Source organism: Rhizobium sp. L9 (assembly GCF_002531885.1).
GTDB lineage: Bacteria > Pseudomonadota > Alphaproteobacteria > Rhizobiales > Rhizobiaceae > Rhizobium.
On the sequence record NZ_NWSZ01000030.1, the window covers coordinates 62,029 to 82,217 of the forward strand.

Sequence of the window (20,189 nt, forward strand, 5' to 3'; positions counted from 1 at the left end):
TGGTGTACCAGGTCTTCAGCTTCGTCGACGGACAGTTCAAGACACCGCTGGAAAACTTCATTTCCTCGGGCACCTCGAATATTGCGAGTTGGGTGAGCGGACCACTGACCGCGGCGCTGACACTCTATGTGGTGCTCTACGGCTACCTTGTTCTCCGCGGATCCATCCAGGAACCCATCCTCGAATTTGCCTTCCGGGCAATGAAGCTTGCCATCATCGTCATGCTGGTCAGAAATGCGAGCGACTATCAGACCTACGTCACCAACATCTTCTTCGACACACTGCCGCGCGAGATCTCGCAAGCGCTGAACTCTGGCACCGCACCGAGCGCGTCGACTTTCGACAGCCTGCTCGATAAGGGCCAAAAATGTGCCCACGAGATATGGTCCCGGGCCTCCTGGCCGGTCGACTTCGTCACCGGGATCGGCGGCATGATGGTCATTGGCGCGAGCTTCGTCGTGGCGGCTATCGGGTACATCGTTTCCCTCTATGCCCGGCTCGCGCTCGCTATCGTACTGGCGATCGGCCCCATCTTCATCGCGCTCGCCATGTTCCAGTCGACCCGCCGGTTTACCGAGTCCTGGATCGGCCAGCTTGCAAACCTGGTCATCCTGCAGGTCCTGGTCGTCGCGATCGGCTCGCTGCTGATTACCTGCATCGACACGACATTTACGGCAATCGAAGGCTATAGCGATGTCATGATGCGTCCGATTGCGCTCTGCGCCATCTGCCTTGCCGCTCTCTATGTTTTCTACCAGTTGCCGGGCATCGCTTCGGCACTGGCTGCCGGAGGAGCGTCGCTGACCTACGGATATGGCGCTGCGCGCGATGCGCATGAAAGCACGCTCGCCTGGGCCACTTCCCGTTCAGCGACGGCGATCGGCCGCGGGGCTCGTTCGGTCGGCCGCCGCCTGGCGCCAAGCCGGATCGAGTGAAGGCTTCACCCTCAAGACAATTGGACAGGCTACTTTCCCATGATCCGTGTCGCTTTATTGCTCTTCCTGATCCCGAGCCTGGCGGCTTGCGGCTCGATGTCCCACCCTCTTCCCAAATGTGATGGCTATGCCCGCCGGCCGATGAACCGCTCGATGTGGCAATGGCAGGATAATAGAAGTGCAGAACAGCCCGTGACCGGGGCTGTTCCCGCACAGCCGGCGAGCCAGCCTTTTGCCTATGGGGAGGGGGCGCTCCCCTCAGCCGCACCGGCTGCCTTCGCGTCTTTCGATGTCGCCGGTTCCTATCGTCCATGCGGGGTCACCATATGGTAACCACGGATCGTTTGAAGAGTTATTTCGACAAGGCCCGACGGTTCGACCAGGACCGGATGATGCAGGTCGAGCGATCCGCTCGGATTGCGTGGTTCGTGGCAGTCTGCGCCGGCATCCTTGCAGGCGCTTCCGTGTTTGCCATCGCCGGCCTCACCCCGTTGAAAACCGTCGAGCCTTTCGTGGTTCGGGTCGACAACTCGACGGGAATCGTCGACGTGGTCTCGGCATTGACGTCGACGGCCGGCACCTACGACGAGGCCGTCACCAAATACTTCGCGGCCAAGTATGTCCGTGCTCGGGAAGGTTATGTCTGGAGTGAAGCTGAGGAGAATTTTCGCACCGTCGCCTTGTTGTCGACGCAGCCGGAACAGACGCGATTTGCCGCTCTTTATCGCGGCAGCAATCCCCAATCCCCTCAGAACATCTATGGCCGCAGCGCCACCTCGCGCATCAACATCGTTTCCATCTCGCTGATCAATGCCAACGTGGCGTCAGTGCGTTACATGAGAACCATTACGCGCGGGGAGGAGGTGGCCACCACGCACTGGGTCGCAACCCTCACCTTCTCCTATGCCAACGCTCCGATGTCTTCGACCGATCGGCTGATCAATCCCCTCGGCTTCGTCGTCAGCGAATATCGCGCCGATCCGGAGGCTATCAATTGAGAGCCTGTTTCCTCCTTCCGATGATCCTGGCCGGCAGCCTTCCTTCTGTGGCGGTCGCCCTCGAAACTCCACGTGGGGCGGCGCAGGACAGCCGCATCCGCTTCGTCGATTATCAACCCTATAACATCACCAAGGTTGTCGGCACGCTGCGGTCATCGGTGCAGATCGAATTCGCGGCCGACGAGGAAATCGCCCATGTAGCGCTTGGCAACAGTGTCGCGTGGGAGGTGGCGCCGGCCGGCAACATCCTGTTCCTGAAACCCCGCGAAAGCCAGCCGGTGACAAATATCTCGGTCGTGACCACACGGCGGGACGGATCGACCCGCAGCTACCAGATGGAACTGACCGTCCGTGACGGCAGCGTCGAGGCCGGGCAGAACACCTATTTCTATCTGAAATATCGCTATCCAGCCGATGAAGCGGAGCGGCGCCGACAGGCGGCTGCTGTCCGCGCGCAGGCGGCACAGGCCGGTGAGGCCGATCACGTGCTTGCCCTTCACGAAGCCTATGGACCGCGCAATTGGCGCTACTCGGCGCAAGGGACGCAGGCGCTCGAGCCGCAGGCAGTCTACGACAACGGCAAGGTCACCACCTTCGCCTTTGCCGGCAACCAGGAAATGCCGGCGATATACTTGGAGAATTCCGATGGCACCGAGAGCCTCGTCCCCAAATCCGTCGACGGAAATCTCGTCCTCGTTCACGCGATCAGCCGCAAGTTCATCTTGCGCAGGGGCGGCGATGTCCTTTGCGTCTTCAACGAAGCCTACGATCGTGTCGGCATCAATCCGGAGACCAACACGACGTCGCCATCCGTCGAGCGCGTCGTCAGGGTGCCGCCTGCGGCAATGCAATAGGAGGTGTCATGGCAGCCGAGGAAGAGATTACCCAGATTGCTGGTGAGCGGGCCGAGACATCGACTGCGCGTCGGATCGACAGCAATCCGATCGTCAAGCGAGGCGCCGTCGCTCTGGCAATCGTCACCTTTGTCGCATTCGCCCTCTGGTCGATGCGAGAGCAGGACAAGCAATCCGACATCGGGCAGCCGGAACGGGTCGTCATCCGTCAGACATCGGACTTCGAGCCGGCGAAGGAGCCCGAAGAGCCGCTGACGCCGCCAGCGGCGGCCCAGCTCCCCACGCCGGGGATAATCGACAACGCGTCGACCGATAACGACAAGCTGCTCGATGCTGCGCGCCGCGCCCCTGTTATAGCCTATGGCGGCGAGAAATCGCCGCCAGCGCAGCGGCGCGATCAGGCTGGAGGTTCCGAAGAGACCTCCCCCTACATGCAGCTCGGCAACGATCAAGGCAGCTTCCCGCCGGAAGGCCAAAGCGATGACCAGCGCTTCAACCGTCTGCTGACGCCGACGCAATTGCAGGGTTCCCGTGCCGGTACACTGGGCAACCGCGACTTTATCGTCGCGATGGGAACATCCGTCCCCTGCGTCCTGGAAACGGCGCTCTCCTCCGATCAGCCGGGATTTACCAGTTGCGTCATCAACCGAGATGTCCTGTCGGACAACGGTCGTGTCGTCCTGATGGAAAAGGGCACTCAGGTGGTCGGCGAATACCGCGGCGGCCTTCGTCGAGGGCAAAAACGCCTCTTCGTCCTCTGGAACCGCGCCAAGACCCCGAAAGGTGTGATCATCACCTTGGCATCGCCGGCAACCGATGCTCTCGGCCGGGCCGGCGTCGGCGGATACGTCGATACGCATTGGTGGGAACGTTTCGGTAGCGCGATCCTGCTGTCGATTGTTGGCGATGCGACCTCTTATGCCAACAGCCGGCTCCAGGACGGCGATATCGAAGCTCAAAACACCACCAGCGCCGGTCTGCAGGCCGCGGCGATTGCCGTCGAACAGTCCATCAACATTCCGCCGACCCTCATCAAACATCAGGGTGAACTGGTTTCGATCTTCGTCGCGCGTGATCTCGATTTCTCGAGCGTCTATCGGCTTCGCGTGAAGGAGTCCCGCAACCGCATCTACGACCGCGCCGTGCTCGGGGATTTCGCATCAGGCTCCAGGCTCGCAACAAAATAGGCCCGAGGATGACTGAAGCTGCTGACGCCGGCGTTGTGCGCGAACTGCTTTCGCCGCTCTCACGCTTTCTGCGCGACGACACGCTCTATGAGGTCATCGTCAATCAGCCTGGACAGGTCGTCACGGAAGGAAGAGATGGATGGCAGACACATGCTATGGCGGAGCTGTCTTATGATCGCCTGATGCGTCTTTCCCGGGCAGTCGCAAGCTTCTCCAACCAGTCGATCGACGAAACTCGGCCGATCCTGTCGGCGAGCTTACCCAATGATGAGCGGATCCAGATCGTCATCCCGCCTGCAACGACGAAGGGCACCGTCAGCATCACCATCCGCAAGCCGTCCTCGGTGTCGTTAACGCTTGAGGATCTCGATCATGGAGGATTGTTTGCAGATGTCGCGCCCGTTGACGGCTCCGGAACGCGACCCGATCAAAGGTTAGGTGAATACTTTCGGATCGGCGCCTACAAGGCGTTTTTACGGGAGGCCGTGCTCGCAAGAAAGAACATCATCATATCCGGCGCTACGGGGTCGGGGAAAACGACGCTATCGAAAGCTCTGATCCGCCATATTCCCCAAAACGAGCGGATCATTTCGATCGAGGATACCGCCGAACTGGTCGTTCCGCAGCCGAACCACGTTCGGCTCTTCTACTCGAAGGGCGGCCAAGGGCTTGCCAGAGTCGGCGCCAAGGATCTGCTCGAATCCTGCCTGCGCATGCGGCCGGATCGCATCCTGCTGCAGGAGTTACGGGACGGAACGGCCTTCTATTATATTCGCAATGTCAACTCGGGCCATCCCGGTTCGATCACGACCGTGCACGCCGATTCCGCACGCCTTGCCTTCGAGCAGTTGACGTTGCTGGTCAAGGAATCGGACGGTGGCGGAAATCTCCAAAGCAGCGACATTCGCGAGATGCTCAGAGTTGCCATTGACATCATCGTCCAGTGCAAGCGCATCGGTGGGCGGTTTCGGGTGAGCGAGATCTACTATCGCGATGCTGGAAAGGCGTGTGACAACGGCGATAGCGCGGCTACTTGAAGGTCATGCCCGAGCCGCGAGATTGTTCTTAGCTTGAATGTAAGCAAAAAATCCATTACTTGTTTGACACGAAGAACAATAGGAGATTTTCCATGCCTTCCCTTGCCGTCACAATGAAGGGACAGATCACGCTGAGACGCGATTTGCTGGCACATCTTGGCGTCAAACCCGGGGAGCGGATCGAATTCGACAAGCTTCCCGGTGGCGAATTGCGGGTAAAGGCCGCGCGTCCTACGGGGACGATCGACAATTTTATTGGTCGGCATGCTGGCAAGGTCAACAAGCCGTTGACCATTGAAGAAATGAACGAAATTACGGCCTCGGGCTGGTCTGGCGAGCAATGAAAGTCTCGGTTGATACCAACATTCTTGCTCGGGCAGTCCTGCAGGATGATGCGGAGCAGGGGAGGGTTGCCGCCAGGCTTTTGAAGGAAGCATCATTGATTGCGGTAACCCTGCCGACACTCTGTGAGCTGGTCTGGATACTGCGTCGAGGAGCCAAGTTATCAAAGGAAGATGTTTCGCAGACGATTCATGATCTTCTAAATGCAGGCAATGTAGCAATGAACCGCCCGGCGGTCGAAGCCGGTCTCGCCGTGCTCGAGGCAGGGGGCGATTTTGCAGATGGCGTGATTGCCCATGAAGGAGCATGGCTTGGCGGCGAGAATTTCGTATCCTTCGATAAGCAGGCGGTCGAATTGGTAGGTCGCCAAGGCCAACCCGCGCGGCTTCTCACCTGACGTCCCGCAGGCGCGGGAGCAGATAATGGTAGATCCCGGCCGTCGCCCGTGTTCCTCCGTGTCGGGCAACAACTCTGGGAGGACGCTCAAATTGCATTTTCACTGAGCCGACCTGCTTGCCCAGCGACCAGCCACGATTGATGCCGTCCTGCTCCCATGAAAATGTTATGCGCTGTCACCGCGCACGCCATCCCCGGTCTTGCACCAAGTAGCATTTGATAGATCCCCGATCGCTGGCGCGATAACATGCTCGGTCTGCGCGACAAGGCCGGAGCCGATCCAGGTCATGGCAAGCGCGGCATTTCACCCTCGGCGACACGCCAGATCCACGGCGTCATCTCTGGCCTCGCGGCAATCATCTCGTTCATGGCTATTTCCCAGTGTTCGCCGGCGTTCGTCGGGACGATGAACAGAGCGACCGGCGCCGGCTTTGCTTCCGGCAACGTTACGGAGGCGATCGGCTGACCGCGTGAAAGATCGAACCGCAATGCCTTTTTGCTTTTGCGCCTTAACCTGGAGAGCCGTTCCAGGAGCCGCTGTTCGTGGATGTTTTCGACCGGGATCCAGTTCTCGTTCACCACCATCATCGCCACTTCCTCCACGGATGCGATTCCCGCGCTCGAAATACCGAACGTTGCGATCATGATAAGGTGGAAATCTGTGTTTGATCGCCACAGTTCCAGCTCGGTGTCATATCGTCGGTTCAATCGTTTCCATGCCCCCTCATCGATCAGGAGAGGGAAGGGGAGGTGGCGAACAAGGATTTTCTGGCCGTCGCGAACTGGCGAAAACTCTTTCACTTCTGCGACCATCACCATCAGTTTGCGCGGTCCGGAGGTTTCTGCTCGGGCGCCAGCTAACGTAGCAGCGCGCCGGGCAGCAATACCCTCCTTGTCCGCCAGGTGAAATACTTCCGGAATAAACAGGATATCGCTTAACGGGCTGCCGCGAACGATCATCTGTCTTGCCGCATTCATAAGACTGCTGCGAACGCGGCCCCAGCCTCGCCTGCCGGCCCATAACGACGTCCACTCTGTAAGCTCTGCCGTATCCCACAGATAATGGAGCATCGCTCGGAGCGATAGCTTTTTTGGCTGGCTTCGCGCAGTTTCCGTCGGCTCCGATGACGCATCCGAGGTGGCTCGGTTGCCGCGTTTCGACAGGGAGAAGTCGAGTTTCAGCATGGCCGCACCGGTTGCCGCATCGATCTGGATCGCGTTGCCGATCAAGGGCCCGAGGCCGGATAGTTCATAGGGCGGGTCATAGGATGGACAAACCGGATCATGCTGCCGGCCTGACAGCGGCATGCGCTTGACCAGGAACTGGCCGTCCATCCGGGCGATGTACATCGGCACCGGCGGTTCCCGACACCGGCAAAGTGGCCTGAGCTTCTGTTCGTAGGCGCGTGCGAGCTCTGATTGAAACTCTGGTGAGCTTTCTTCGATCGCCTGATCGCCTATCACAAACTGTCTCACTTGCTCCTCGGGCGTCCCTACAGGGCTCAACAAGCCTCATAAGGAAATTAGCACAAGTATGGCGTATTATACTAGCGCAAATTGGTCAGTATAATAGTTCGAACTTTGCCGACGGGATTTTGATTCTCGCCATCGCCCGGCCGGCGTGCAAGGCGGCCGTTGGCATGGTGAGAGAGGCAGGGAGGGGCCGGAAGAGGGCGCCAGGCGGTGCAAAAGAGTTTCAGCGCGGCGTCACTCCTCGCTCTTAGAGGACATGCCATGAATACAAACTCATTCCTGGCGGCAAACACGCAAACACGGCTGTGTCCTCGCAATCTTCCGCGCGCCGCGTACCTTCTACAGTCCAGATAACGCGACCGACAATCATGTGCCGACACTGCGCGAGGCTGCCAATTCGATCTTTATCAGTCGTCCATGAGGGAGGCAGCATCATGTTATCAATCTCGGAACTGGCAGATCGTCTAGCGCTAAATGCAGTCGCGTTCTGCCGTCATTATCTGTCTGCAGGAAGGCGTGCCGGCAATTACTGGATCGTCGGAGATGCCAGAAACAAAAAGGGCCGGTCACTCTATGTCCATCTGACGGCCCCGCGCGCCGGCCGGTGGACGGACGCGGCGACCGGCGAGTATGGCGACCTTCTCGATCTCATACGGGAGACGTGCGGGCTCCTCGATTTCCGGGATGTCGCGCAGGAAGCAAGGCGCTTCCTGAGCATGTCCCAACTGCAAATGGCCTCGTCCGAGAACATCGATGTCTGGGAGCGTCGATTGGCCAACCACCCGGCTGCGGAACGGGCTCGGCGCCTGTTTGCCATGACACAGCCGCTCGCCGGCACGCTTGCCGAGGGCTATTTGCGCGATCGTGGCCTCCTGCAAGCAACGGCTCATACGGCGCTCGGATTTCATCCATCCTGCTACTATCGTGACCTTGCCACGGGCAGCACGCAGGCCTATCCCGCACTCATTGCCGCTGTGACCGATCCTTCCGGCACAGTCACCGGCATTCATCGCACATGGCTCGATCCGAGCGGCGGCAAGGCCAAGGTGGCCGATCCGCGCCGGGCGCTCGGTGGCCTTCTCGGCAACGCCGTCCGCTTCCGGTTTCCGCCCGGTGAGCCTGTGCCGGTCGTGGCCGCGGCTGAAGGTCTCGAAACGGTGCTGTCGCTATTGGAGGTGATGCCAGGCATGCCGGCGGTCGCTGCACTCACAGCCAATCACCTGGCAGCTTTTTGCCCTCCTGCCGGATGTCTGCGCCTCTACATTGCTGGCGATGCCGATGCGGCGGGGCGGCAAGCAATCAAGCGACTGAGCCGTCGCGCTCAGGCACTTGGTATCCTGCCGCTTGTCCTCGCCCCTGAACTCGGCGACTTCAACGAGGATCTGCGCTGGCTCGGGGCGGACCGGTTGAAGACCAACCTGCGGGCTCAGCTTGTTCCAGGAGATGCAATTAACTTACTGACCCCGTGAGGCAGACCGAACGGCAGGCGGTGGCGGTGCTGGCAGCTGGTGAAGGCCGTTCAAAGGGGAATTCCTCCAGCCGGGTTCGCCTGCGGGCCTGTCGGGAGGCGACCTTTACCAGGCGGCGGCGGGCCTTCAGCGGATCAGTCAGGTTTCTTCCCCGCGCCGGCTTTGCCGGCGCTCCTCGCGGGTCAAGAAACCTTCCTTCTACCGCCCGGCGCTACGCTGGGCCGCAGCGCTTTGCGCCGCGGTTCCGGCCCGTCTCCGCGTGAGCAGGATCGCCGTCAGGCCGCGCGAGGCGCGGTCGCAACCGGATGGAGATCCTCATGAACTTGCCCCTTCCCATCGACGATGCCATCGAGCCCCACCACGCGTCCTCCCCAACGGACCACGTCATCTACGAGATGCAGCTTCACGGCTATCGTCCTTTTCAGGACGAGCCGGACCCGCGGCCGCTGCCCGAAGAATCGCTCGTCCAGTCCGGGTTGACCGCAATCTTCGACGCCTTGTTCGAAATGCTCGGCGGCACACGGCTTGAGCCTGATCTCGAAGATTTGTTCTGGTCGATCCCCAATCTGTTTCATCGCGCAGGCGAACGCATTCAGCGCGAGCTCGACCGCAATGAGGTGGCGCAGCGTACTGGCCAGCGCGAGCAGGACGGCTCGGAGGTGAAGAGCGTCGAGCTCGAACGCCTCGTCGCGGAAGGCATCACGCTGCTGGAGCGCCGTAATGCCTTCGAGTTCATGCGGGACTATGCGGCCGATCTTTTCGAGGCGCAGACCGGTTCGGCCTGGCGGCCGCGCACCGGCTCCAAAGTCAACCACGCCCACGTCACCGCGGCGATGATCGACTCCCGGGACTTCCTGTCTGCACGCCGGCGCGCCGAAACCGAAGTGTTGATCCCCGCCGGCACCAAGATCGCCTTCTCAGGCGGCATGGACTACAACGATCATGAACTGATCTGGGCCAGGCTCGACCAGGCCCACGCCAAACATCCCGACATGGTCCTGCTGCACGGCGGCTCGCCGAAGGGCGCCGAGCGCATCGCCGCCTGCTGGGCCGAGGCCCGCAAGGTGACGCAGATCTCCTTCAAGCCGAACTGGACGAAGCACGCCAAGGCTGCTCCCTTTCGCCGCAACGACGAGATGCTCTCCGTCATGCCGGCCGGCGTCATCATAGTCCCGGGTTCCGGAATCACCGGCAACCTCGCTGACAAGGCACGCCGTCTCGGCATTCCGGTCTGGGAGATAGCGGAGGATGGCGCGTGAGCGCCATTTCCTCCGTCGGCGGCCCCGATTGCAACTGAGATCGCGTTACAGATTGCACGGGTGCGACCAAGGGCCCGTTCAGGTCGTTGGCGGGTGGAGCCGCGTATCGAGGCCAAAGGCCTCTTGAAACTTCAGCGTATAGGCGTCCGCCGCTTTGTCGGCCAGAAAAATCAGGTTCCAGCTGTATGGAGAGACGGCGCTCGGGATCGCCACGAAACGGTGGCTTTGAAGCAATTCGTCGCCGAAGGTTTGTTGGCCGGCGCCGGGAATGCCGGGACGAAGCCAGTTGGGATTGGGTACGCTTGCCGGATCGACGACATGGACATCGCCAGCATCGGCAATGACGGCGGCGGTCATGATATGCGCCACGGTGTCGAGCGCCCGGAAACCCTTGTGGACAGCGACCTCGAGGATCGCTGTCGCGGGATCGAGCGAGCAGTAGACCGCGCGAACCCCCTTGCTGTTCCAGCGGCCGCCGACCCTGTAGGCGCCTTCCCCGCTATCCCACGTCGGCGCATGGACGGCCTGATCGAGCCGCCACGCGACCAGCTCGGTCCCGCCGAGCGCGACCGGCAAAAGGGTCATGCATAGACGCCATATTCGAGACGATCGAGATGGTCCTCGACAAGTTCGACGCCGGCAGGTGTCCCTAGAAGATCGATCGGCCGGCGCTGGTCAAGACCGACCGCTGGACGTTCCAGCCATTGTTCGGCTTCTGCTTGGGATCCGAAGATATCCGTTGCTTTTGCCAGGATCTCGGCAAATTTCCATGTACGGCCACTCTGTTCCTGGCTGAGGGGTTTGGAAGGCGTGTCCTTCCGCCGCTGCCATGTGCGAAGGCTCATGCCCACCGCCTTTTCCAGAGACTCGTTCTTGCCAATGACAACGAGCGTGCCGACAAGATGATCGAGCGCTGATGCGGGCAGGCCATGCAGAAGTAGTTCATGAGCGTCGAGTGCGTTGGTCAGGCGACGGGACAGAATGCGCGAGCCGCCGAGCAAGGCTTCGATTTTTTGCAGTTCACCACCGACTGTTGCTGAAGACGATGCTTTTGCTGCGACGGTCATGATCTTTCTCCTGCGTCATCTGTCGCGAATTATATGTCATGTGTCGCGGCCCATTTCAAGGGTGGAGGACGCGGCGTGTCCGCCGGACCGGGTTCCATTTCGCCGGCGAGCCGGCTCCAGGAACCGCGCCGGAACGCGTGACGATCCCTGGCGCGATGATTCCAGCGGTCTTTTGAAGCCAGATCAGGTCATGACCGGCGCCGTCGCAGTCGGTATGTAGCCTTTCCGGTATTTCCGTCGTGCGAGGCCTAGAAAATGTGCCACGGCTTCCTGTTCGGTCGCGAACACGTCGGTCCTCTCGCTGCCACGCCTGCCGATCCGTCCCCAGCTTCGAACGACCGCAGTTTCGCCGAACAAGGTCGGTCGGATGGCGAGCACGTAATAGCGCGCCATGTTGCGGCTGGCATCGATGCGGCGACAATGGAGGTGGAAAGATATCCGGCTCATGTCGAGAATCTTCCCCGCTGGGACCGGCCCCGTCCAACGAGAGTTTTGAATCCTTCCCAGTCGATCGATTCCAGTTTGTGATGTATTGACGCGTCAGGACCTGCAAGCAACATCTGCAAAGCCGGCCCCGGGGAGATTGGGCGGCACCCCGGGCACGATGGTTTGGTGTTCGGCGGAGAACCTCGGATCCGCAGCCGGCACTGCTGGGGCGTGCCTGTCAAGATCCGGCATTCGGCCTCAGAGCGGCAGCTCCAAACGGCATTGCACATGGCCCGAGCGTCGATGCGATGGCTGCGTCGATTACGTCCGGCCGATCGATGATTGCGCAGCTGGCGCGCGCTTCACGCCTTGTCGTGGCCAGGACCGGCGGGGACTTGAGTGGCGGTGGGGATTTCAAAACCCGCTGGCTCTCTCGCAACGCGCGATAGGGGGTTGCCATGATGGTCTGTCCCGCCCTTCGGACGCATCCGGACCATTCCCGTTCTTTTCTGTCGCCTTTCTAAGGGACCGGCCGCCACCAGCGTCAACCCGCAAGGGGTTCCCCTGCGCTGGCGCTCCGGTGACGCCTGCAGCTCGGCCCCTTCTTCGGGCGCCATCGGGAATGGTCCCGAGCAACCGAAGGAGACATACAATGGCAACCACCATCGCAACCCTGACGCAGAAGACCGACGGAACGTTTGAAGGCATCTTTGCCACCATCCGGGTCAACGCCCCGATCGCGATTGTCCCTAACGCCGGCAAGGCAAGCGAGGAAGCGCCTGACTACCGCATCGTCCATCGCAAGACCGGCTTCGAGATCGGCGCCGCCTGGAACCGCATCGCCCGCCAGACGGGCGAGGAATATCTCTCCGTCAAGCTGGAGGCACCTGAGATCGGCGTGATCTTCGGCAACGTCGCCCAGGCTCCTGGCGGTGACCCCGGCAAGAAGGTTATCCTCTGGAACAGCCCGGCGTGAGCTGGGCGGCCGGCCCCGTCACCGGGGCTGGCCGCTCTTGCGCACCAGAGATCGGATGCGGGCGCCCAAGCCCGCGTCTGATAAATAAATCGTGCGCTACGGAGAGGAAAGGTCTGCTCAGTCGGTCCGAGGATGCCATGGCGGCATGAAGGCCTCAAGGACGAGCGGTGCCCCCAATTTTGTCTCCGCTCCGGTCCCCTGCGCTCCGATAAAATCGGCACCCCCACTCGCCGGCTCCGCCGGTCGCGTTCCGCGATCCTTGACCCCTCCATCCCGCCATGACCGCGGGCGTCGTCTTTCACAACGTCAAGGAGACGACAATGACCACTTGCATCGACGAAGTCATCGAGCTGCTGCGCGCCGAACTGCTAAACGCCGAACCGGGCGAGTATCGGCAGATCGAGAGCGAGCTGGAACTGGCGCTGGCCGAACGCGAGGTGATCTGGGCCGAGCAGGACGGCCGCATCAGCGCCGAGCCTCCGTTCTGACGGAGGCTTATCGCCATGTCCGCAAGCCCGCCGGCCGGATCGACCCGCCGCCGGGCTGTCGGGGACTTTTATCCCTCGACACTCCCGCCGGCTCGCGCCGGAAGTGGTCGCGTCCCCTTCGGGGCCGCGGGTCTCTTCTCTCTCTGACGTCCCATTTTACTCCAGCAAATCCGGCGTCAACGACGGCGCGGTCTCCCCCAATTTTTCCGTCGCTACGCTGCGACTTCGCTCTGGAAAAATCGGTTCCCCCGCTTGCAAGCCGCGTCCCGCGGTCCTTGACCCCTCTTTGCAACAGAGTGGCCGATCTCCGTCATCAACGAAGGAGATCACATTATGACAACCGTTCAGAACCTTACGCTTTACACCAGGCTTGCCGGCTTCCGGCTCGTCGTCCTGGCAAACCGCCTCGGCTGCGACAGTGATTTCTCCCGAGCACTTCATGATCGCCTTGTCGATGGTCTCGATGCGGCAATTGCTCGGATCCAGGCCATCGCGGCATTAGAGCGCATGCTTCTTGCCGGGGACGATGAACTAACCGCCTATCGGCTGGAGGGCGAGATCGCGATTTTCGCACGCTTCGCCATCGATCTGGTGGACGATCTCGAAATCGATCGCGACACGCAGGAATTCCGCGTCAACGGCGGCGACTGGACAAATGCGCTGGCCGCCGATGTCGGTGGCGTCGAGGTCAACTATCCGGAGCTCGTGGCGCTGACCCCAGACGAGCTCGGCTCGCTTGCACCAATCATCGAGGACATCATGAGGGAAACCGGTATTCGGATTAACGCCGTGCGGGCCACGCGATGAGCTGTAGCTCGGCCCCACATGTCGAGGCGTCGCACTCCTCTCCGGAGGCGTCTCGATGTTAGTTTCCACGTTACAGCAATCTTGTAAATGCCGTACATCTAAGCAGTGCTGCAACAAGGAAGCCCACATGGCTGAATCAAGCGGGTCCTATTCGACCAGCGATCTCTCGCGTAAGTCCGGCGACATTATCGCCGAGGCGCTGCGCCGTCCGGTGACCATCACAAAACGGAATAAGCCCCGCCTCGTTCTCCTCAATATCGAAGATTATCAGCGCCTGATAAGGCTGTCGGCCCGGCGCGCCGTGAGCACCATTGAAACAATGTCCGATGAACTGTTCGCCGAGTTCGAAAGCGCCGTCGAAGCCTTTGCCGATGAGGACGAGGCAGGCCGTTTGTGAGCTACGAACCGGTCCAGACCGCCAGCGTCATTTGCTATCCGCATCTACGGCGCGCGAGGCTAAGCGTGGAGAAACGGAAGGACGCAAGGAGCGGACGGTCGCAGTCGGCGTGAGAATGCCGCGGCCGGACGGCGATCTGGTTCTCTTCTTCCGATCACCACGAAGCAGCCGGAGGCATCGCAGTTCGCCGCGGAACTGCCGGCGATCGAAAAGCGCCGTGCCGGCCTCGATGTCGACCGCAGGCTTTGGATCATCTTTGATGAGTTCAATACCGACATCGTGGGAAATTCATTCTATCTTGAACCCGAGCTGCCAACCGGCCGCTTCAGCAAGGCATTCTTCCTGCCGCTGCTGCGTGAAGTCATCAGTCGTCGCAGGTCTGCAAAGGAGTCGTCCTGACCTTCGATGGCGATAGTTGTACGGAAATCAGGTAGCAACTGACACCAGCTCCGAATTCTCGGCTTCGAAGCGCATGTTAGGCAATTAGCCGCTTGAAATACTGAGCAGCCGATCGAAGCCGTTCCATCGATCCTGATTTCTCGGTGCGTTATTTGGGGCATGCTCTACAAGGCCTTGCCGAGGCGACGTCAAGGAACCTATGCGGATATTGGCAGGGCAACTGTCCGCCGGATCTTGTCTGAGAAGAGGGCTAAGCCCGGCTGAGCAGCCTTCAGAGTGGCGTAGAAGCTCTTGTTCGATTGGCCGGCGAATTGAAATGTGTTTCCTCCTGTCTTATCTTGATGCCCGATGGGATGAGCGCTGTCTAATGGACTAGGTGCTTTCATCTGGACCATTGAAATGGCTGTTCAATTAATGTAAAGGAAATCTGGCTAGGATAAGCGGTATGAGCTACAGGGTTGCCCATCTTGATTCGCGCAAACGCGCTCTCGAAAAGCAAGAGAGCCGCGATCGTGACCAAGTGCGCCTCGATAATGGTTCGGTAAGCCCCGCTCAGTTGCGCCGCGAGAACTCAGCGTTCGCTGAACTTCCCCTTCACCGTTACAAGATGGTTGCTATCGGCGGCAAAGCATTGGCTCGCTCCTAAGAGAGAGCCGGAGATGATTGTCGACGGTGACGAAGATGCAGAGCCGCATCTTACAGCAGAAGAAGTTCAAACACTTCTCGGATTTGTTCAGCGATTTAATCCGGTCATAGTTGGCGGGCAAGCTGTTAACATTTGGGCCGAACTTTATCATGGCATGGACGAAGAGCTCGATGGCCTCGGCGAGTTGACGAGCAAGGATCTTGATTTCTATCATAACCGGGAAGCCGAGCGCGCGCTTGCAAACAGCCTAGAAGACGGCCTTCTGGAAATACCCTCCGGTGACAACCACACCCCGAATGCGGCAGTCGTAAAGGGCAAGCTTGGAAATCGTGACATAGTGGTGGACTTTCTTGCCCAGATCAAAGGGGTCGAGGGCAAGTCCCTCCTCGAAAATTCAATCACGTTTGCTGATGCTGAAAATCCTGAAGGCATTTCCGTCACATTGATGCACCCCCTGGACTGCGTTAGGAGCCGGCTGAGCAACATCAATATGCTAGGTCGTCGAAGCGATCACTCGTTGCGGCAGGCTGTTGCGAGCTTGTTGATCCTAGAATGCTACATTGAAGATCAACTGTCGGATTTGGAAAATAAGCCGGCGGTCAAACGAGCTCTCACCGCCCTTCGGGAGCTTGAGTTCATTGTCCGTGATTTGCATATTGGCAAGACAACAGAACGCGAGTTCGGCGATCAACTTAGGCCCGTCTCGATCCTCCAGAAATACCGTGAAGACGAACGTTTTGATGTGCGAATGCGCGAACACCAGCTCCAGGGCATTCTGGAAAGGTTGGAAGCCAAGCAAAATGTTGCCAATCGGCGTCGAAAGCGCATAATGGACGTGTCTGACGATTCTGATACCGAACCAGAGCAACCGGCACCGGGGTGGACCTAAATCAGTTGATGGTTCAGCCGGCCATTCAAAGTGTCGGAGGCCGGAGCCGTGTGGACCGTCTTAAACAGCCACCTCCCAGAGATGCCGATGACGATCGGCCATTCCAGGTGCGCCGAATTCTATTTGCCAAAGCTGGGTCGCACTCTGCCGTGGTGATCGGCCGCTCAGCCTGATCGAGCGTACGAACGGCAAAGCGTCGACGGTCAAAGTCTTTGGAAGCGCAGAGCTGCCCGTCGGCACCATCGCCGTTCCGGCGCCGCGGAACCACGCCGAGACATGCGGTAGCCGCATGACGACATTGAACGCCGACTGCTGTTGTTCGAGCGCCGAGATCCGCCATCATCGATGTCAGCGCCGATTTCGCCGCTCTTCCGTTTCAATTCATCCGTAACAAGAACCATACGCAACATCTCTTAGGATGGTACTGATCCTAAGAGATCAGCGGCTGGGAGTCTGGTGGCAGTTGCTACCCGACTCCGTAGTTTTGTCCTTAAGGCGCCGGTTTGACGAAACGGTTCGCCTTCGCCACCTCATCCATCTCCTTGCGCCGGAAATAGATCGCCCGGCCGCAGCGGATCGGACTGTGGCCCTGTACGATGATGATCTGTTCATCCTTGCGCATCGCCTGGGTGATCTCATGGGGCAATATCAGCGGTCGGCGCTGAAAATTGACGCTCTCGGATTTGCGCGAACCGCCGCCTTTTGGATCCCAGCCGATGTTGCGGGAGCGCCCCTGCACTTCGACGGTCATCTCCCCGCATTGGGCCGAGACATTGCGCGCCGTATCGAGGGCCTTGATTGCAGCATACGAGGCAAAGGCGCAGCCGTCGATCCATGAGGTGGCGCCGTCTTTTCCGAAGTGCCGCTCCAATTGTCCGACCGACTGGTATAGCAGCATCATGCTGATGCCGTATTTGCGACCGCGATCGCGGGCCTCTTCCAGCACCCTCATGTAGCCGAGCAGGTCGACCTCATCGAGAATGAACAGCGCCCGCCGGCTGAAGTCGCCGTCGGCTTGGACCATGGCGTTCACCAGAGAGCCGATGATGACGCGCGCGATGCCGGGATAAGAGCGTAGGATTGAAGCCGGTATATTGAGGAACACGTCTTTCCTGCCAGCAACGATATCGCTCGGCCTGAACGCATTGCCGCAGACGAGAGCGGCGTAACTGTCCAATGAGAGCCATTGCGTGTCCTTCGAGGCCGTCGAATAGACTCCGGAAAAGGTCTGTTCGGTCATGTTGGTGAAGACGCCGAGTGTTTCCCGGATAAAGTCAGATGTGGAATGTTCCTGAATGTCGCGCAGCATGGCGAGCACCGAAGGCTCGGGTTCGGAAACGATCCGGCGCAGACTGCGCAGGTTTCGCCGGCCGGCATATTCTGGCGACAGCATGACATGGGCGAGCAGACCAGTCAGAAGGTTGTGCGCCTGGTTCTGAAAGTAGGAGCCCGTCGAAGATTCGAAGCGCTGGCTTTCGGAGAGAAGCATATGAGCAATGCCGACGATATCCTCCTCTTTTCGCTTAGAGTGCTCAATGCCATCGAGGACATTGAATCCGTTGTTGGGGTTGTTTGGGTCGAGCACCATGACCTCACGCCCAAGTACTTGCGTGCGGTGTTCGGTCACCATCGGCGCGACTTCGGTGGAGGGATCAAGGCAGATGAGCGGACCTTTATACCGCAGCGCGGTCGGCAGGACATTGCTCGTCGTTTTGTAGCCTCCCGATCCCGCGAAAAACAGCATGTGGGTGGAATCGAAGTCCTGGCCGTAGGTGAGAAGCGGCGCCTTGCCGCCTTGTCCCCAGGTGCGGTGATCGTTCGGGTCGAACGGCAACTGATGGACGATATCCTTGTCAACGCGGTAGCGCTCACCGACGATGATCTCGCCGTTCGGCGGAAAGAGCTTTGCCGCTGCCGACATCGAAAGCCAATCGGCATCGCCGAAGGCTCCGCCCTTCACTCTTTTGACACCCTCAGGCACGACGACGGAGATCCGGGCGGCGACTGCCACCGCCATGAACCCCATGACCGCGCCGAGGACAGCAACGAAATCCAGATACGAGAGCGCCCGGTTCCATGAAACGGCGCCGGCTTGTACTGCGGGGGCGAGGCGACTGTATTCACGCATCGCGTAGAAGCTGACCACGAGCAGAAAGCAGGCAAGGCTCGCCATTGCCACCGGTCTTCGCCGGTGCAAGGGCAGCGCCCAAACCGTCAATAACCCGGCCAGCGGCCCGAACAAAAGTGCGGGCGCAGGCGCTGCACGCAGGAACCAGTATTCGGTCCTGCCCGACAGGCCATGCGCCAGGACCGGCCATCGCCAGCTGACGACGTACATACTGATCGCAGTGACCAATCCCGGCACGACGATGCAGAGCAGACTTGGGAGCAATCTTCTTTTTGACGTCATTCCCGTGGCTCCGCAATGGGCGAAGACAACCGTTTGGGCGACGGAGCCCTGAACGCCTGTGCGCCGATATCACGCAGCCGCCGATGTTCGGGCGAGCCCGGCACCACGCCCGCCAATTCGATCAGTCCACCAAGCAGGAACGCTCGATCGGTCTTGGTCAGGCCGGCTTTGAACACCAGGCCGCCAAGCAGAAATTTCTCACGCGCTTCTTTCTTCCGGTCAGCCATCATGTAGAACCTCCGCCTGCGCTCCAGCGCCTCGATCTGACGGTCGATGCTTTTGAGGAGCCTGGGTCGCACGTTCTTTCGTCTCACCTTTGCGAAATCGAGCGGCGATCTCTTCGAAGATCCGGTCGATCTCCTCGTCGGCAATCTCCAGTTCCGCCAGCCCAGACTTCGTTGCGGCGCGGGCGAAGCGTTCGGCCGATCTGGCTATCAAAGTTCTCCTGCGTTCTCGTAGCCTTTCGATCTGGGCATCGAGGCCCAATATCGTTGATCTGGTCGCCATGGGGTCCGCCGTTCCTTAAAATCGTTGCGTTGTTTCTCACCATTATACTAACTAGAATAAAATAGTTAAATAGGCTATTTTGCATCGACATGAAAATGTCGCAGCCGCAATTCCGGTCGATAGGCGCGTTTCGGAAAAGCGGCATCGGCCCTGCGGTCCGATCGATTTGAGGGCGCAATATACGTCGCTGCCGCGACGTGCTTGGAAGGTGTGCGGAGCCATCAGTGGCGATCATGTTCGTCAGAGCGCAGGTGATCAGCAGGGGAGCGGGGCGCAGCGTCATCTCGGCCGCCGCCTATCGCCATCGCGCCCGGATGATGAACGAACAGGCCGGCACCTCATTCAGCTATCGCGGCGGGGCATCCGAGCTGATGCATGAGGAATTGGCGCTGCCGCCTCAGATCCCGGCATGGCTGCACAAGGCGATTGACGGCCATTCGGTCGCCGCTGCCAGCGAGGCGCTCTGGAACGCCGTCGATGCTTTCGAGAGCAGGGCCGATGGGCAGCTCGCCCGCGAGCTGATCATCGCGCTGCCGGAGGAGCTGACGCGGGCGGAGAACGTCGCGCTGGTGCGCGACTTCGTCCGCGACAATCTCACCTCGAAGGGGATGATTGCCGATTGGGTCTATCACGACAAGGACGGCAACCCGCATATTCACCTGATGACGACGCTAAGGCCTCTGACGGAGGAGGGGTTCGGACCAAAGAAGGTTCCGGTGACCGGCGAGGATGGCAAGCCGCTGCGTGTCGTCACGCCCGATCGACCGAATGGCAAGATCGTCTACAGGGTGTGGGCAGGCGACAAGGAAACCTTGAAGGCGTGGAAGATCGCCTGGGCGGAAACGGCGAACCGGCACCTGGCGCTCGCCGGTCATGAGATCCGGCTCGACGGTCGTTCCTATGCCGAACAGGGGTTGGACGGCATCGCGCAAAAACATCTTGGGCCGGAGAAGGCAGCGCTCGCGCGCAAGGGCAGGGAGCTTTATTTCGCACCGGCCGATCTCGCCCGCCGCCACGAGATGGCCGACCGTTTGCTCGCCGAGCCCGCGCTTTTGCTGAAGCAGCTTTCGAACGAACGCTCGACCTTTGATGAGCGTGACATCGCCAAGGCACTGCATCGCTATGTCGACGATCCCTCGGACTTCGCCACTATCCGCGCCCGGCTGATGGCGTCGGATGAACTTGTGATGCTGAAGCCGCAAGAGTTCGAGGCAGAAACGCTTAAGG

24 protein-coding genes and 1 pseudogene are annotated in these 20,189 nt (G+C 60.0%); 18 read left to right on the forward strand and 7 right to left on the reverse strand.

Annotated elements, in window-relative coordinates; all coding sequences use genetic code 11:
• Positions 1-2: 2 nt before the first annotated feature.
• The 8 genes from CO660_RS26615 to CO660_RS26650 all read left to right on the forward strand — a co-directional run bounded on the left by CO660_RS26615 (position 3) and on the right by CO660_RS26650 (position 5,750).
• Complete coding sequence (locus CO660_RS26615) at positions 3-935, forward strand: type IV secretion system protein (protein WP_097601262.1); 933 nt, start codon at positions 3-5, stop codon at positions 933-935.
• Between the two features lie 39 nt (positions 936-974).
• Complete coding sequence (locus tag CO660_RS34005; protein ID WP_097601263.1) at positions 975-1,268, forward strand: hypothetical protein; 294 nt, start codon at positions 975-977, stop codon at positions 1,266-1,268.
• Positions 1,262-1,933, forward strand: a complete 672-nt coding sequence (locus CO660_RS26625; protein ID WP_097601264.1) for a virB8 family protein — start codon at positions 1,262-1,264, stop codon at positions 1,931-1,933. The genes CO660_RS34005 and CO660_RS26625 overlap by 7 nt, the downstream gene beginning before the upstream one ends.
• Positions 1,930-2,787: a P-type conjugative transfer protein VirB9 gene (virB9, locus tag CO660_RS26630; RefSeq protein WP_097601265.1), complete on the forward strand. Its 858-nt coding sequence runs from the start codon at positions 1,930-1,932 to the stop codon at positions 2,785-2,787. Before CO660_RS26625 ends, virB9 begins: the two co-directional genes overlap by 4 nt.
• Positions 2,788-2,795: 8 nt before the next feature.
• Positions 2,796-3,974, forward strand: a complete 1,179-nt coding sequence (virB10, locus tag CO660_RS26635) for a type IV secretion system protein VirB10 (RefSeq protein ID WP_097601266.1) — start codon at positions 2,796-2,798, stop codon at positions 3,972-3,974.
• Positions 3,975-3,982: 8 nt separating this feature from the next.
• Positions 3,983-5,011, forward strand: a complete 1,029-nt coding sequence (gene virB11, locus CO660_RS26640) for a P-type DNA transfer ATPase VirB11 (RefSeq protein ID WP_097601267.1) — start codon at positions 3,983-3,985, stop codon at positions 5,009-5,011.
• 92 nt (positions 5,012-5,103) lie between these two features.
• Complete coding sequence (locus CO660_RS26645) at positions 5,104-5,355, forward strand: AbrB/MazE/SpoVT family DNA-binding domain-containing protein (RefSeq protein WP_097601268.1); 252 nt, start codon at positions 5,104-5,106, stop codon at positions 5,353-5,355.
• Positions 5,352-5,750 carry a type II toxin-antitoxin system VapC family toxin gene (locus CO660_RS26650; RefSeq protein WP_097601269.1) on the forward strand — a complete coding sequence of 133 codons (399 nt, stop codon included), beginning with the start codon at positions 5,352-5,354 and terminating at the stop codon, positions 5,748-5,750. The genes CO660_RS26645 and CO660_RS26650 overlap by 4 nt, the downstream gene beginning before the upstream one ends.
• 284 nt (positions 5,751-6,034) lie before the next feature.
• Here the strand turns inward: CO660_RS26650 and CO660_RS26655 are convergent, their stop codons facing one another.
• Positions 6,035-7,225: a DUF1173 domain-containing protein gene (locus tag CO660_RS26655; protein ID WP_097601295.1), complete on the reverse strand. Its 1,191-nt coding sequence runs from the start codon at positions 7,223-7,225 to the stop codon at positions 6,035-6,037.
• Between the two features lie 431 nt (positions 7,226-7,656).
• On the opposite strand from CO660_RS26655, the gene CO660_RS26660 reads away from it, so the two are divergent.
• Both CO660_RS26660 and CO660_RS26665 read left to right on the forward strand, forming a co-directional pair.
• Entirely contained in the window at positions 7,657-8,691 is a 1,035-nt protein-coding gene (locus CO660_RS26660) for a toprim domain-containing protein (protein WP_097601270.1), read from the forward strand.
• 317 nt (positions 8,692-9,008) lie between these two features.
• A complete protein-coding gene (locus CO660_RS26665; RefSeq protein WP_097601271.1) occupies positions 9,009-9,950 on the forward strand; it encodes a DUF2493 domain-containing protein in 942 nt (313 codons plus the stop codon).
• A gap of 78 nt (positions 9,951-10,028) precedes the next feature.
• On the opposite strand, the gene CO660_RS26670 is transcribed toward CO660_RS26665, so the two are convergent.
• The 3 genes from CO660_RS26670 to CO660_RS26680 form a co-directional block, all read right to left on the reverse strand.
• Positions 10,029-10,535 carry an RES family NAD+ phosphorylase gene (locus CO660_RS26670; RefSeq protein ID WP_097601272.1) on the reverse strand — a complete coding sequence of 169 codons (507 nt, stop codon included), beginning with the start codon at positions 10,533-10,535 and terminating at the stop codon, positions 10,029-10,031.
• Positions 10,532-11,017 (reverse strand): DUF2384 domain-containing protein, encoded by a 486-nt coding sequence (locus CO660_RS26675; protein ID WP_097601273.1) that lies wholly within the window; start codon positions 11,015-11,017, stop codon positions 10,532-10,534. The genes CO660_RS26670 and CO660_RS26675 overlap by 4 nt, the downstream gene beginning before the upstream one ends.
• A 183-nt stretch (positions 11,018-11,200) precedes the next feature.
• Positions 11,201-11,464, reverse strand: coding sequence for a WGR domain-containing protein (locus CO660_RS26680; RefSeq protein ID WP_097601274.1), 264 nt, complete (start codon positions 11,462-11,464; stop codon positions 11,201-11,203).
• A 631-nt stretch (positions 11,465-12,095) separates the two neighbouring features.
• On the opposite strand from CO660_RS26680, the gene CO660_RS26685 reads away from it, so the two are divergent.
• From CO660_RS26685 to CO660_RS26720, 7 genes and pseudogenes are all read left to right on the forward strand, one after another.
• Positions 12,096-12,419 (forward strand): DUF736 family protein, encoded by a 324-nt coding sequence (locus CO660_RS26685; RefSeq protein WP_097601275.1) that lies wholly within the window; start codon positions 12,096-12,098, stop codon positions 12,417-12,419.
• A gap of 320 nt (positions 12,420-12,739) precedes the next feature.
• Complete coding sequence (locus CO660_RS33440) at positions 12,740-12,907, forward strand: hypothetical protein (protein WP_176536392.1); 168 nt, start codon at positions 12,740-12,742, stop codon at positions 12,905-12,907.
• Positions 12,908-13,240: 333 nt separating this feature from the next.
• Positions 13,241-13,714 (forward strand): hypothetical protein, encoded by a 474-nt coding sequence (locus tag CO660_RS26700; protein ID WP_097601277.1) that lies wholly within the window; start codon positions 13,241-13,243, stop codon positions 13,712-13,714.
• A gap of 127 nt (positions 13,715-13,841) precedes the next feature.
• Positions 13,842-14,111, forward strand: coding sequence for a type II toxin-antitoxin system prevent-host-death family antitoxin (locus tag CO660_RS26705; protein ID WP_097601278.1), 270 nt, complete (start codon positions 13,842-13,844; stop codon positions 14,109-14,111).
• Positions 14,108-14,510, forward strand: a pseudogene (locus tag CO660_RS34530) (hypothetical protein). The gene CO660_RS26705 and the pseudogene CO660_RS34530 overlap by 4 nt, the downstream one beginning before the upstream one ends.
• A gap of 445 nt (positions 14,511-14,955) precedes the next feature.
• Entirely contained in the window at positions 14,956-15,156 is a 201-nt protein-coding gene (locus CO660_RS26715; RefSeq protein ID WP_097601279.1) for a hypothetical protein, read from the forward strand.
• A 13-nt stretch (positions 15,157-15,169) separates the two neighbouring features.
• Positions 15,170-16,045, forward strand: coding sequence for a hypothetical protein (locus CO660_RS26720; protein ID WP_097601280.1), 876 nt, complete (start codon positions 15,170-15,172; stop codon positions 16,043-16,045).
• Positions 16,046-16,535: 490 nt separating this feature from the next.
• On the opposite strand, the gene traG is transcribed toward CO660_RS26720, so the two are convergent.
• From traG to CO660_RS26735, 3 genes are read right to left on the reverse strand one after another with little or no spacing between them, the layout of a single operon-like run.
• Entirely contained in the window at positions 16,536-18,455 is a 1,920-nt protein-coding gene (traG, locus tag CO660_RS26725) for a Ti-type conjugative transfer system protein TraG (protein WP_097601281.1), read from the reverse strand.
• On the reverse strand, positions 18,452-18,685 hold the full coding sequence (locus CO660_RS26730; protein ID WP_097601282.1) for a conjugal transfer protein TraD: 234 nt from the start codon (positions 18,683-18,685) through the stop codon (positions 18,452-18,454). The genes traG and CO660_RS26730 overlap by 4 nt, the downstream gene beginning before the upstream one ends.
• Complete coding sequence (locus tag CO660_RS26735; protein ID WP_097601283.1) at positions 18,675-18,962, reverse strand: TraC family protein; 288 nt, start codon at positions 18,960-18,962, stop codon at positions 18,675-18,677. Before CO660_RS26735 ends, CO660_RS26730 begins: the two co-directional genes overlap by 11 nt.
• A 224-nt stretch (positions 18,963-19,186) precedes the next feature.
• Between CO660_RS26735 and CO660_RS26740 the strand changes: the two genes are divergently transcribed.
• A partial coding sequence (locus CO660_RS26740) for a MobA/MobL family protein (protein WP_176536393.1) occupies positions 19,187-20,189 on the forward strand: 1,003 nt, incomplete at its 3' end.